Below are 13,631 nucleotides of genomic sequence, written 5' to 3'. Positions count from 1 at the left end.
TATTCCTAGAATTCTGTAATTTAATACTGTACGATTTCAAAGGCAGATCTACGGTTCTTTGCGTGCTTGGCTTCTGAACACGACACACCATCTGCACATTCATTGGTTAGTTGTGTTTCACCAAATCCTTCCACACTAATACGATCCTCTGGAATACCTTTGGCTAGCACATAATCCAATGTGCGCTTTGCTCGTCGCTCCGACAGCCATTGATTGTATTTGCTACTTCCTCTTGAGTCCGTATGCCCTCCAATTTTAATAATCAAGGTTGGATTGGAGTTAAGTATATCTACCAATTTGTCTAAATTTTGTTTATCCGCAACAGATAGATAAGAAGAGTTAAGTCTAAAATATACTTTGCCTAATCCATCAATTTCACTTGAGATTTTTGCTCTACGAGCTTCTTCTGCATCACGCCTAGCCTTTTCTGCCGCGGCTAATTCAGCTGCTTCCTTTTCCCGTTGCAAACGTTCTGCTAGCAATCTTGCTTCCTCGTCAGCTTTCTCCTTTGCAGCTATCGAATCTTGAATACGTTGCTGTTCTTTGGCAAGCTCATCCAATAAGGCCTTTTTCTCTTCTCCTTTCTTAGATAGTCCTTTTTCAATTCCAAAACGGTAAGCCAATCCCAATCCATGTTGAATGTGGTTAGAAGAGTTATCTGTATTCATGGTCCATTTACCGGTCGAATTGAAATCCAACCCCCAACGGTCAGAGAACCAAGTTCTAAAACCAACTACAGCATTGTATGTTCCTCTGCCTTGATTGTTAGCATCAGTGTAACCAACCCCTATTCCAACATATGGGTCAAAAAATCCCGTTTCACCAAGAATCATGTTTAAATCATAGCTGACCCTAAAGTCAAGTCCCATATATGAAACATCTTCAGTAATTGGAACATTATCAATAATATTCCCTTCCTTGTATCTGTTATAACTTGCAATTGCTTCAAGTCCTAGGCCACTTTCAAAATAATGGCCTATACTCAATCTTGAAGGGTAAGGAACTGCATTCCAGCCATCTTGTATATCAAAAAGGTTACCAAATTCATCACCAGAATCATCAACGAAATTGGTTCCTAAAGTGACAATCCATGATTTTTTTACAATACTGTCTTTTGCAGTAAGCTCTGGTGTTTCCTGTCCATATGCCCAACTAAGCAAAAGGCAGAATACAAGCGGTAGGATAGGTCTTGAAGTATTCATTATTCAGAATTTGAGGTTTCAATGGACAAAGTTAAGTCAACTTATAACAAATACCTTCTTTGTACTGTAAAGAGTCTTAATTTTCGATAATAAGATGAAGTGTAGAAATCTCCGACAACCTACCAGCCTTCCTTGTTAACGCTAACCTTCTTTGCGGTCAACGCAGTTTTATAAAGATAAAATGGACTGGTTATAACCGTAGTCGTGACATCACTTTTTGGAAAAGGTTCCAACTGCAACGCCACATTCATTTCGCTATCTGATTCTTCAGTGATGGCTAGTTTTGGATCACCAAACCTCCCGCCCATACATACAACAATTAGCATTTCTTTTGAAAAATCAACGATAGGTACCGGTAGACCTGGTTTTCGTGTTTTATTTACACGGGAATAGAATTTATTGAGTGATTTTTGATCCCTGATGATCCCAATTTCATATTCCTGTATTCCGCTATAGTCATCTTTGGCCAATAACACAAAATCTGATGATTCCTGTGCCTTGTTTTCCTTCTGGGCCTTACAAGAAACCATTGTTACGATAACCAAAAGGAAAATATATTTCATGAATCAATAGGTGTTTTTAAATCGGTATTTAAAAGCCTTTTCATAAATTTCCTCATACATGGGTAAAATATTTAAAATATCATATTTTGAAGCCATTTTGAAGGCATTTTCCTTGAATTTCTCTAAAATTTCATCCTTTTTAAGGATTTCCAAGGCCTTTTCCGCCATTTCATCAACATCACCTACATCTGCTAGGTAACCTGAAACACCTTGCTTATTTACCTCAGGTATACCGCCCGTATTACTGGATATAACTGCTACTTTATTAATCATAGCTTCCAAAGCGGCTAAACCAAAGCTTTCAGATTCTGATGGTAAAAGGAATAAATCTGAAAAACATAAAATGCGGTCAATTTCGGTACTATTTCCTAAAAATACCACCTTTTCCTTTATGCCTAAATCATCACACTGTTGTTCTGCAAATTCCTTTTCCGGCCCCTCGCCTACCATTATCAGCTTTGCTGGAATTTCTTTCTGAATTTTATGAAAAACACTGATTACATCCGGTATACGTTTAACTTTTCTAAAATTACTGATGTGGGTAATTATCCGTTCATCATCGTTGGCCATTAACGAACGTTGACAATCGGTATAATCCTGCTTGTATTTTGAAGTATCGATAAAGTTAGGAATCACTTCAATTTCCTTTTCAATGGCAAAGGTTTCCAAGGTGCTCTTTTTCAACGCATCGGATACCGAGGTCACCACATCGGATTTATTGATACTGAAGGTAACTGCCGGTTTATAAAATGGATGCTTTCCTACCAAGGTAATGTCCGTTCCATGTAATGTGGTTATCATTGGAATGAAAATCCCTTCTTCCTGTAGCATTTTCTTGGCCATATAACCTGCATATGCATGAGGAATTGCATAATGAACATGCAGCAATTCTATGCCATAAAACTTGACGGTATCCACTAGTTTACTGGATAAGGCCAATTCGTAAGGCTGATAGTGAAAAAGCGCATATTCTGGCACATGCACCTCGTGAAAATGGATATTGTTGCCCAAAAGTTCTAAACGAACGGGCTGTTTATAAGTGATAAAATGGATTTCGTGTCCACGCTCGGCCAATGCTATGCCCAACTCCGTAGCCACTACGCCACTTCCACCAAATGTGGGGTAACATACAATTGCAATCTTCATAGTAACAAAACTAAGGCAATATTTACATTCTAATTTATAATGGAATCATAAATAGCTTGCTGGATTCGTGTCCGTAAACCAGATTTCACCAACAAAGTATTGGAGGCACTTGGATACGTACGGTTGGATAAAAAGACATATACCAACTCTTCATCAGGGTCCGCCCATGTATAAGTCCCTGTAAAGCCGCTATGTCCAAAACTTTTTCTAGATACACACCCACAAGTTGGGCCCTTTTCCTTTAATTGGGGCTTATCGAAGCCCACACCCCTACGCACATCTTTGTGGCAGAAATAGCAGGTGTTGAATTTTCTTATGGTTCGCTCATTCAAGAACCGAACACCGCCATACACACCGCCTTGTAAATACATTTGCATAATCTTGGCAACGTCATTGGCGTTACTAAACAAACCCGCATGACCGCCTACACCACCTTGCATTGCCGCTCCCATGTCGTGAACATACCCTTGTATTGTTTGATATCTGTAATAATTGTCTTCCTCAGTTGGTACAATTTCTTCTTTTTCAAATTTTTCCAAGGGATTAAAAGAGGTGTGTTGCAACCCCATTGGGGCATACATAAATTGATTCGCAAGTTTATCAAGCGATTCACCATACGTTTCCTCAATATATTTTTTGAAGACATAATAGGCCACATCACTATACCTATATCGATTGGATTTCAATTCCTGTCTACCAATTCGATTGTAAATGGAATCCTTATAAGCATCCGTTAAGTATAGGTTCTCAGCAACCTTATAGGAATAGCCCTCCATTGGGCTACTGCGATAAAAATCCGGGGAAGGTTTACGGTTTTTGGTCAAAGTATCGATGTAAAAGGCTATCCAAGCAGGCAGTCTGCCGTAATGGGACAAAGCTTTTAATACGGTTACATCTTTTAACTCCGTTTCTTCGTATTCAGGAACTAATTCCATGAAGGTATTGTTCAAGGCGATTTTACCCTCTTCTTCCATTTTCATTATCAACGGCAAGGTTGATAGTATCTTGGTCAAAGAAGCCAAATCATAGATATTGTTTTCATCTATATTGTTGCTGGATTGATATGTAGGCCTTCCAAAATTCTTATTGTAAATGACTTTCCCCTTTTTAGCGATCAGCACTTGAGCCCCAGGATACATCAACGAATCCAGTCCAGCTTTAACCAAACTATCAACTGCAGCAAGTTTACCTGAACTAATTCCAACACGTTCTGGGATGGAATAACCCAAACGCATCAATGGTTTTAACTGGAGACCCGAATTCACAGGAAATTCAGGATGTGCTGAAACGGGTAGTTTTCCATTGGCACCAATGGCCCCAAAAATGGCCTCAGCCACGTTCTCTTGGGCGATTTGACTATTTTGATAGCCAACTACCAACCCATCGATGGTTTTAAAATCAGGCATATCCAATAGCGCATAGGGTTTTGCGAACAAAGCAAGAATGGTATTACTGGTTCGCATTCTTGAAATTTCCTGGATCCAAAAGCGTTCATTTTTAGTGAACTTATATGATTTCCAAGGTGTGGCATTATTTTTATGGAAACCAATGATCACAAGGTTGTATTTGGATAAACCCGTTCGATAACCAGCCATATCATTGGCTTTGATTTCCGTTACATCCACAAAATTATTCAGTGTCTTTAAAAAGGCATCACCCGAGTCGTCTCCAAAATGCACGTATGCTATTCGCTTATTTTCCAACTTTTTAATTGGCATTAAGGAAAAGTTATTTTTCACAACCGTAATGGCGTTTTCCATGGCCTCTTCATACAAAACATCATTTTGAACTGCATTTAGATCCTCATACAACTGTTCCAATTGTACAGGTTTATAGTTATGCAGTCCAACTTTGTATTTGGCTTGAAGTATTTTTTTTACCGAACTTGACAATCTGTTCTCTGTAATTATTCCAGAGTTATAAGCCGCTATAAATTTCTCCTTTGCTTTCAATACATTTTCTGGCATCAGGAGCAAATCATTTCCCGCTAAAAAAGCATTCAATTCTACTTCCCCCTGCGGAGCAAATTCAGATACCGCACGCATATTAAGTGCATCGGTTATTACCAAACCGTTGAATCCCAAATCGTCTTTTAGCAAGCCTGTCACCACTTGATCTGATAGTGTTGATGGAAGGCCTTTTCGAAGGAATTCCACATTGGGAACATCTAAATGGGCCACCATTACAGAACTAAGACCTTTATTGATCAATGTTTTAAAAGGTACTAGCTCAATGGAATCCAATCGTTCCCTAGTGGATGTTATCACTGGAAGCGCATGGTGTGAATCTGTGGCTGTATCTCCATGACCTGGGAAATGCTTACCACAGGAAAGAACACCGGCGCGTTCCATTCCCGTCATGAAGGCAATTCCTTTTTGGGCTACATTAACTGGGTCTTCTCCAAAGGAGCGATTGCCTATTATCGGGTTCTGTGGATTATTGTTGACATCCAAATCCGGTGCAAAATTGATATGAACCCCTAGGCGTTTTGCGTGTTTTCCAACCTGGAAACCAATTTTCTCAACTATGCTACTATCCTGAATTGCACCAAGTGTCATATTCCAAGGAAAGGCGTAGGTAGAATCCAAACGCATGGCCAAGCCCCATTCAGCGTCCATCCCCACCATCAAAGGGGTTTTGGAAACAGCTTGATACGCATTGGTCAACTTTGCTTGCCGCAGCGGTCCACCGGTTGAAAAAATAACACCACCTATTTGATGTTTTTCAATTAGTGCCTTAATCCCATCTGTTGCAGATTTACTTTGATTTGAAGCCACATTGACCATGAACAATTGACCTATACGCTCCTCAATGCTCATTTTTTCATATTGCGTATCCACCCAATTTTGTTGGGCCAAGGTATCATTAACAATTAGAGGATTATGCTGTCCAATTGCATTTACGAAAACCAAAAAGAAGAAGGAAAAGTAAAAGTCTATCCGCATAAGTAACTGTCTAGGGCATGAACTTAATGCTGATAAAAATATTGCATTTCATCGAAGAATGCACTGAAATTGGGATAATTTACGGATTTCTTCTATAAAAAACGTGCGTGCCAACTCTCACTAGCTGGTACTTCCCAATGTTCATCGTACTCTAATTTGTTGGCAACTAAATTGTTGAAAACAATGGTATTCTTGGATACCGATTTGGCTTTTGCCATTTTCTTGAAGTCCTTTAATGGCTTATACGCAATGAATTCCCCTTGCTTAAATGAAACGTTCATACGATCCATTAATTCGACTTCGTATTTTTGCTCCAAGGTTTGGATGAAATGAACTGATGCATCAATAGAACAACCGGAAGCGCTTGCTTGGGATTGATCCAATCCAATGACAATAAATCGCTTGTATTTAATTTCAAATCCTGCCTTTAAATCGCTGCCATGGGCAGTCCAATCATTTAAAAACTGAGCAGTAGCTTGCTCTATTTCTTGTAGCTCACTTTCAGAAAAACTTCTATTGCACTGATAGATCCAGATTCTTGCGGCATCTGGCAGTGAATTAAATTCAGCTAGCATGTTATAATGAATTTGCAATTAACTCGGCAACGTCCAATACGCTCACCGATTCTTCTTTTTCATGTGCCTTTATACCATCTGTCATCATTGTGTTGCAATACGGACAACCGGTAGCTATTATATTCGGATTGGTTTCCAAGGCATCTTTGGTACGCATAACATTAATATCCATATCACCTTTTTCCGGTTCCTTGAACATCTGCGCCCCACCTGCACCACAGCATAAGGCAGATTTTCTGCTTCGTTTCATTTCCACTAATGAAGCATTGGTTTTCTTCAACACCTCTCTTGGCGCGTCAAATTCAGAATTTGCCCTGCCCAAATAACAGGGGTCATGGAAGGTAATGCGTTTATCCTTGTACATCCCGCCTTCAAAAGATAGCCTTCCTTGCTCTATCAGTTCTTTGATGAACTGCGTATGATGCAATACTTGGTACGAACCTCCTAAACTTGGATATTCGTTCTTAAGTGTATTAAAAGAATGTGGGTCACAAGTGACGATACGCTTAATTTCATATCCATTTAAGATTTCTATGTTCATCATGGCCTGCATCTGGAACAGAAATTCATTTCCAGCCCTTTTTGCCACATCACCTGTACAACTTTCCTCAGATCCTAAAACGGCAAAATCAACATTGGCCCGATTAAGGATTTTTACGAAGGCTCTGGAAATCTTCTTTGCACGATCATCATAACTTCCTGCAGAACCTACCCAAAACAGAATCTCTGGCTGTTTTCCCTCAGCCATAAATTCTTCCATGGTTTTTACCTTAAGTGCTTCACTCATAATTTACAAATTACTCGTTTACCCAATTTAACCTGTCCATTTGATTGTAGGGCCAAGGAGCACCGTTGTTTTCAATATTGGACATCATATTATTCAATTCTGTTGGCGCAGCGGACTGTTCCATCACCAAAAATCTTCGCATCTCAACAATAATGGACAACGGATCAATACTAACAGGACAAGCTTCTACACATGCGTTACAGGTAGTGCAGGCCCATATTTCCTCTCGGCTTATATAATCATCCAGCAATTGCTTCCCATCCGGTACAAATTCACCTTTATTAGCGTCCATGTTCTTGCCCACTTCTTCCAATCGATCACGAGTATCCATCATGATTTTTCGCGGGGATAATTTTTTACCTGTTTGGTTGGCAGGACATTCCGAAGTACATCGGCCACATTCGGTACAGGTATAAGCATTCATTAACTGAACCCAACTTAAATCCATTACGTCAGATGCTCCAAATTTTTCGGGCTCTGCTGTATCTTCAGCGGGTGCTGCAAATGGATCGGCATTTGGATCCATCATCAATTTAACCTCATTGGTCACCGAGGCCAAGTTATTGAACTCCCCTTGGGGTTTTACCTTACCGTAAAATGTATTTGGAAAGGCCAAAATGATATGCAAATGTTTAGAGTAGTATAGATAGTTTAGGAACGCAAGAATTCCCAAGATATGTATCCACCATGCCACACGTTCAATAATTATAAGACTTTCGATGGAAAGGCCTTGAAACCAAGCTGCAATAAACTGACTTATCGGGAAGGCGCCTGCTTTGGTGTAATGCGGGGCATCCAACTGTTGCAGTTGAAAATCAGCGGCGTTCATGGTTAAAAACAGGCACATCAAGACCAATTCTATATACAAAATCATGTTGCCATCCTTCTTGGGCCAACCTTCCATTTCGGGTTTTATGAAACGTTGCAGTTTTATGGCATTCCTCCGCAACCAAAACAATACCACCGAAACGATTACCAAAAGGGCCAAAATCTCAAAAGAACCAATTAAGAAGTTATAAACAGGACCCAAGGGTGCAAATACTCGATGTGTTCCCAAAACACCATCCACAATGATTTCCAGCACCTCTATGTTTATGATAATAAATCCTAAATACACGATTACGTGCAACAGGCCTGCAATTGGTCGAACCACCATTTTACTCTGCCCAAGTGCAATCCTAATCATATTCCTCCAACGTGTCGAAGAGTTATCACTCAAATCAACATCTTTCCCCAATTTGATGTTACGTGTAAGCTTCTTTACATTTCTCGTAAAAAACCCTATCCCGAATACTAAGGCCAGGACAAATAGGATATTAGGTATGTATTGCATTTTTATTCTTGTTTTTCAGCTGCCGGATCATTTTCGGGAAGCTCGTAATCCTTTTGTTTTTTTCCAAACACGGATACATTCACATAGCGTTTAGGATTCAATCGGAAATCTTGCAGCAACAGATCCAGTTCTCTTGTGGCCGATGCCAAATTATCGTAGAGCTTTTCATCATGGGCAAGTTTTCCCAAAGATCCTTCGCCATTTTCAATTTTTGCCAAAACTGAATTCAACTTTTCCACTGTGGTTTTAAAATTGGCTACTGTGGAAGCCAAACCAGCATTAGCCAAAGAATCGGAAAGTTTAGAAAAATTGGAGGTTATCTTATCTACATTTTTAAGTGAATTGTCCATTTGCTCTTTGTTGTTTTCCAAAAGAACATTCAATTTATCGGCACTGACCTTAAACGAACCAATTAGCTCGTTCAGACCTGCTATACTCTGTCTCAATTCCATTCTGGTTCGGTCATCCAAAACCTTGTTTACGTTCATCAAGAGCGTATCTGCATGGCTTACTGCACCTTCTACCTTCATCTGAAGTGGTGTTAGCTTTTGCTGTACCAATTCCGTTAATCCAGGTTTTGTATTGGTAATCAAGGTGTCTCCGGATTTGGCACTTGGTGCACCATCGAAAACTGGGTTAATCTGTATCCCCTTACCACCTATAATTCCAGTATCATATAACTCTGCCTTACTGTTTTTAGAAAATTCAAAATCGTTATTAATGGAAAAAGTCACCAATAATTTACCAGAGCCATCTTTAAATCGAATGCTATTAACATTTCCGACAGTGAGTCCGTTAATGGTTACTTGGGTACCAGGTTGAAGCCCGCCAACATGGTCATAGACAGCGTAAAAGGTTTTACTGTCTTCAAATAGGGAGGATGATTTTAGATAACTGAGTCCAAAAATGACTGCTAGGATCCCCGTAAGTACGATAATCCCAGTCTTAATTTCCCTTGATAGTTTCAAAAGATTCGGTTTACGGTTCTAAACAAAATTAGGAATAATTTTCACAAAGCGGACAGCTTTCGGCTGATCATAGCACAGACTTAATAGGAACACGTTTTCCATTTTTATATGCCACAATATATGAAGTGGTGTACCCTTTGGAATCGGCTGTGGATTTCAGCCTTTTGGCTTGGTCATAAGACGTAGCATTCCCGTACATATACCGATAAAGATTTTTTATTGGTTCTCTGGACATTTGATCCAAGCCTCTAAAATTTTCCCTTTTCAACGGAATGTCCTTCGCTGTTGCCATCAATTGAACCTTAAAAACAACATCACTTTTTGGCGCTTGTTTCACTTCTTCCTTGACCACAGTCTTCACAGTCTCCTTTTCAGGACCAGTGGTACTGGCGACTTCAACCGTTTTTGATTCCTCATTCTTGGTGGTCATATGTACCGCTCCGGATGAATCCTCAATTACAACAGGAGTTGAATCAATTTCCAGTCCAGAGCTAATGTCATTTTTATAACCTATTACCGCTTCGGCAATGGCTTTGCCCATTTCAACCTGACCTTTATTGGAATTCAAATAACTTCCTTCATTCTTATTGGTCAAAAAGCCTGCTTCAACCAAAACACTTGGCATAAAGGTTTGATGCAACACAATAAACCCTGCCTGTTTTACTTTTCGATCTTTACGATTTAGTTTTTTTGCGAAATTATCTTGCAGCATTTTACCCAGTAAAATACTTTGCTCCAAGAATTCTTCTTGCATGATGGTTAATCCAATTACCGATTCAGGAGAATTGATATCGTATTCGGCATAACGCTGTTCATAATTATCCTCCAAGTATATAACTGAGTTTTCCTTTTTCGCAACTTCAAAGTTTTGACGGTTTGCGTGCAACCCTAAAACAAATGTTCCAGCACCATGAGCGTCGGAACCATGAGAGTCGCAATGGACGGAAACAAAAAGATCGGCATTTGCTTGATTTGCAATTTCGCCACGTACGAACAAATCCACAAAACTGTCATCCTTACGGGTGTAGATCACTTTTACGTCGGGATTCTTTTCTAATTCCGCACCAGCTTTTAAGACAATGGCAAGTGCAATGTTCTTTTCTAAATAACCATTTCCAAGGTTTCCGGGATCATGTCCGCCATGCCCCGCATCAAGTACGACAACAAACTTATCTTTGGGAGGTATTTCGGTATCATTTTTGGTGAATGAAATCAGGACAGGCAAGCAGCACAGAAAAATTAAAAAAGATAACCGACTTTTATTCATAAGAACTGTTCAATAATGGCGTTTCACCATGGTTAAAAATATTGTAATGCCCAATCAACAGAACAAAAAATATATGTAAGTTTGAGCCCAAAAACTGAGCCAAACTAGCACAAAAATAGGATTTATCGCATTGCAATCAAACAAACATTTTCTAGTTTTCCTATTTGTTCTTCTTGGTAACACCCTAATTCTAAGAGCTCAGGAAGACCCGATCATCCCCTTGCCTATCGTTCCAATGCAGGATAGTATCACTGCACCCCTGATTCCGGCAAACATCCTCAATGATTCAATTTCGGTGGATTCCGTAGCGGTTGACACGGTATCTTCTAAACAACCTTTGCTTTTGGATAAAATCCAATATAAAGCGAAGGATTATGTGAAGTTGAGCCAGAAAGATAATAAAATCTATTTGTACAACGAAGCCGAAGTCTATTATCAGGATACCGAGTTGAAAGCAGGTATTATTGTAATGGATTATGTCAAGAATGAAGTTTATGCGGGTCGATTAAAGGACTCGACAGGTGTATATTCCCAATTACCCTATTTTAAGCAAGGTACCAATGAAGTACGCCCCGACTCCATTCGTTTTAATTTTGATACCCAGAAAGCACTGATTTGGAATTCTAGAAGTGAACAGCAGGCTGGACTTGGAGCCCTGGGTTCGGATGCCATGAAGGTATATGCGGAAATCACCAAAAAAGAAAATGATTCCGTATACTTTTTGAGCGAAGGAAAACTTACTACTTCGAAAGATACGGTAGACCCTGATTACTACATACGAATAAGAAAGGCCAAATTTGTTCCCAAAAAGAAGATAATTGCTGGATTCAGTAATATTTATATCGTTGATGTCCCAACCCCAGTGGCATTGCCATTTGCTTATTTCCCCTTATCACAAGGGCGGGAAGGCGGATTGATTTTCCCCACATTTGGTAATGATCCACAACGCGGGTATTTCATCCAAAATGGGGGTTACTATATTCCTATTGGGGATTATGCGGACATTGAGTTGTTAGGAGATTATTATACCAATGGCAGCTATGGTTTTAGAGCAAATTCACGCTATGCTAAACGATATAAATTCAAAGGCAACATTAATTTAAGCTTCGAAAACCTGATCCAAAGTCAAAAAGGTTTTGATGATTTCAGCCGGAGTAGCAATTACAATATTCGAATTCAACATTCTCAGGACCCAAAGGCAAGTCCATATTCCAGATTTTCAGCTTCGGTGAATTTAGGTAGCAGTCAGTTTTTTACAAATTCCCTGAATCAAATTAACCGTTCCAATACCCAGACCAACACCTTTGCTTCTTCTATTAGTTATTCAAAAACGTTTCCGGCGTATCCCTCAGTGAATACCAGCTTGACCTTAACGCATTCTCAAAACTCCCGTACAGAGCAAATTAGCATGTCCCTACCTACTTTTCAAGCTAGCATGGAGCGGATTTTCCCGTTTGCAAAAAGAGATGGTATCAAGAAAGGAGTCATACAGAACATCAATTTTCAATACGATGTTAATGCCCAAAACAGCATAACCACTACAGAGGATGAGTTTTTCACTAGTGAAATGTTTGAAGATGCTCGGATTGGTGCTAGGCATAGAATTCCGATTGGCACCAATTTTAAAGTAGCAAAATACCTAAGTGTTAGTTTAAATGGTAGCTACGAGGATGTGTGGGCTTTGGAGACCATAAGCCGACGTTTTGACGAAGAACAGCAGGAAGTGGTAACGGATACCATAGCTGGGTTTGACCGTTTTAATCGTTATAGCATGGGAGCGAGCTTGGGAACAGTCATGTACGGTACCTTTAACTTTGGTGAGGATAAGAAAATCCAAGCCATCCGACATACTATTAGGCCATCCATAAGCTACAATTACGCCCCTTCTTTTGAGCAGTTTTATGAAACATATACCGATGCAGAAGGTGAGGATGTTCAATACACCCCCTTTGAAACCAGCCTTTATGGTAGACCTTCACTGAGTCGTGGTAATTCTATAGGTTTCTCTATCCAAAACACCCTGGAAGCCAAGGTAAGGGACAAGGATTCAACCGTTTTGGAACCGCGAAAAGTGAAACTATTGAGCAACCTTACATTTTCTACGAATTACAATTTTGAAGCGGATTCCTTGAAACTTAGTCCGATCAACATGAATGGGGGAACCGAAATCATAAAAAATGTGCCCATTAACTTTTCGGCAACTTTTGATCCTTACGCCATAGACAATAACGGCAGAAGAATCAATACCCTTAACATTAAGAATGGAGGTGGGCTTTTTAGATTGACATCTGCCAGATTGAATACAGGGTTTTCACTGGATAGTGAAATGTTTAAAAAAGGAGGCAAGAAGAAAACAGAGGATGAGAATCAAGATCCAAACTATGGCGCCAACCCGTTTGAATTAGAAGGTGCAAGGGATGGTACCTCAAGCTTTAAAAAGGATAAAGAGGATACCGGTGACGTGGAAAATCCGGCCTATGCCAATACAATTCCCTGGAACGCTCGGGTTACTTATGTGGCATCCTACAACAATAACAATAGACAAAATGAGATTACCAATCATTCCATAATGTTCAATGGAAATGTAAAACTTACCCCAAAATGGGAAGTTGGGGTCTCTTCAGGTTATGACCTCAAAAACAAAGGTTTTGCAGATACTAGATTTGCATTTAAACGCGATTTGAACAGTTTTAGGTTAAGTTTTGATTGGACTCCATTTGGTCGCTTTGAACGTTGGTATTTCTTTATCGGAATCAAGGCATCTATTCTAAGTGACTTGAAATGGGAGAACAGAAGTCAACCTTTTCGTTAAATTGGTAACTTACAATCGCACTTATTTAGACAA

10 protein-coding genes are annotated in these 13,631 nt (G+C 39.6%); 1 reads left to right on the top strand and 9 read right to left on the bottom strand.

Going from position 1 to position 13,631, the window contains the following annotated elements; translation table 11 throughout:
• Nucleotides 1-20 precede the first annotated feature (20 nt).
• The 9 genes from M3P19_RS16035 to M3P19_RS15995 form a co-directional block, all read right to left on the bottom strand.
• Nucleotides 21-1,202 (bottom strand): OmpA family protein, encoded by a 1,182-nt coding sequence (locus M3P19_RS16035; RefSeq protein ID WP_249658707.1) that lies wholly within the window; start codon nucleotides 1,200-1,202, stop codon nucleotides 21-23.
• Nucleotides 1,203-1,321: 119 nt separating this feature from the next.
• Nucleotides 1,322-1,765 (bottom strand): hypothetical protein, encoded by a 444-nt coding sequence (locus tag M3P19_RS16030; protein WP_249658706.1) that lies wholly within the window; start codon nucleotides 1,763-1,765, stop codon nucleotides 1,322-1,324.
• A 3-nt stretch (nucleotides 1,766-1,768) separates the two neighbouring features.
• The gene (gene bshA / locus M3P19_RS16025) at nucleotides 1,769-2,911 is read right to left on the bottom strand and encodes an N-acetyl-alpha-D-glucosaminyl L-malate synthase BshA (protein WP_249658705.1); all 1,143 of its coding nucleotides are present in this window, start codon (nucleotides 2,909-2,911) and stop codon (nucleotides 1,769-1,771) included.
• Between the two features lie 29 nt (nucleotides 2,912-2,940).
• Entirely contained in the window at nucleotides 2,941-5,856 is a 2,916-nt protein-coding gene (locus tag M3P19_RS16020) for a glycoside hydrolase family 3 N-terminal domain-containing protein (RefSeq protein WP_249658704.1), read from the bottom strand.
• 92 nt (nucleotides 5,857-5,948) lie between these two features.
• A complete protein-coding gene (locus tag M3P19_RS16015) occupies nucleotides 5,949-6,431 on the bottom strand; it encodes an ABC transporter ATPase (RefSeq protein ID WP_249658703.1) in 483 nt (160 codons plus the stop codon).
• Nucleotide 6,432: 1 nt separating this feature from the next.
• Complete coding sequence (locus M3P19_RS16010; RefSeq protein WP_249658702.1) at nucleotides 6,433-7,218, bottom strand: (Fe-S)-binding protein; 786 nt, start codon at nucleotides 7,216-7,218, stop codon at nucleotides 6,433-6,435.
• A 10-nt stretch (nucleotides 7,219-7,228) separates the two neighbouring features.
• Entirely contained in the window at nucleotides 7,229-8,551 is a 1,323-nt protein-coding gene (locus M3P19_RS16005) for a 4Fe-4S dicluster domain-containing protein (RefSeq protein ID WP_249658701.1), read from the bottom strand.
• A 2-nt stretch (nucleotides 8,552-8,553) separates the two neighbouring features.
• Nucleotides 8,554-9,519 carry an MlaD family protein gene (locus M3P19_RS16000; RefSeq protein WP_249658700.1) on the bottom strand — a complete coding sequence of 322 codons (966 nt, stop codon included), beginning with the start codon at nucleotides 9,517-9,519 and terminating at the stop codon, nucleotides 8,554-8,556.
• A 67-nt stretch (nucleotides 9,520-9,586) separates the two neighbouring features.
• Nucleotides 9,587-10,786 carry an N-acetylmuramoyl-L-alanine amidase family protein gene (locus tag M3P19_RS15995; RefSeq protein WP_249658699.1) on the bottom strand — a complete coding sequence of 400 codons (1,200 nt, stop codon included), beginning with the start codon at nucleotides 10,784-10,786 and terminating at the stop codon, nucleotides 9,587-9,589.
• A 130-nt stretch (nucleotides 10,787-10,916) separates the two neighbouring features.
• Here M3P19_RS15995 and M3P19_RS15990 point away from each other — a divergent pair, with 130 nt between their 5' ends.
• Entirely contained in the window at nucleotides 10,917-13,598 is a 2,682-nt protein-coding gene (locus M3P19_RS15990; protein ID WP_249658698.1) for a putative LPS assembly protein LptD, read from the top strand.
• Nucleotides 13,599-13,631 lie beyond the last annotated feature (33 nt).

The organism is Flagellimonas spongiicola, from assembly GCF_023502425.1.
GTDB classification, from domain to species: domain Bacteria; phylum Bacteroidota; class Bacteroidia; order Flavobacteriales; family Flavobacteriaceae; genus Flagellimonas; species Flagellimonas spongiicola.
Note: the sequence above shows the minus strand (reverse complement) of the source record. Positions and strands in the feature narration are given on the sequence as shown.

Coding starts and splice junctions, on each gene's coding strand:
- M3P19_RS15995 (WP_249658699.1), bottom strand. CDS start 10,786: ATGAATAAAAGTCGGTTATCTTTTTTAATTTTTCTGTGCTGCTTGCCT.
- M3P19_RS16035 (WP_249658707.1), bottom strand. CDS start 1,202: ATGAATACTTCAAGACCTATCCTACCGCTTGTATTCTGCCTTTTGCTT.
- M3P19_RS16030 (WP_249658706.1), bottom strand. CDS start 1,765: ATGAAATATATTTTCCTTTTGGTTATCGTAACAATGGTTTCTTGTAAG.
- M3P19_RS16005 (WP_249658701.1), bottom strand. CDS start 8,551: ATGCAATACATACCTAATATCCTATTTGTCCTGGCCTTAGTATTCGGG.
- M3P19_RS16015 (WP_249658703.1), bottom strand. CDS start 6,431: ATGCTAGCTGAATTTAATTCACTGCCAGATGCCGCAAGAATCTGGATC.
- M3P19_RS16010 (WP_249658702.1), bottom strand. CDS start 7,218: ATGAGTGAAGCACTTAAGGTAAAAACCATGGAAGAATTTATGGCTGAG.
- M3P19_RS16020 (WP_249658704.1), bottom strand. CDS start 5,856: ATGCGGATAGACTTTTACTTTTCCTTCTTCTTTTTGGTTTTCGTAAAT.
- bshA (WP_249658705.1), bottom strand. CDS start 2,911: ATGAAGATTGCAATTGTATGTTACCCCACATTTGGTGGAAGTGGCGTA.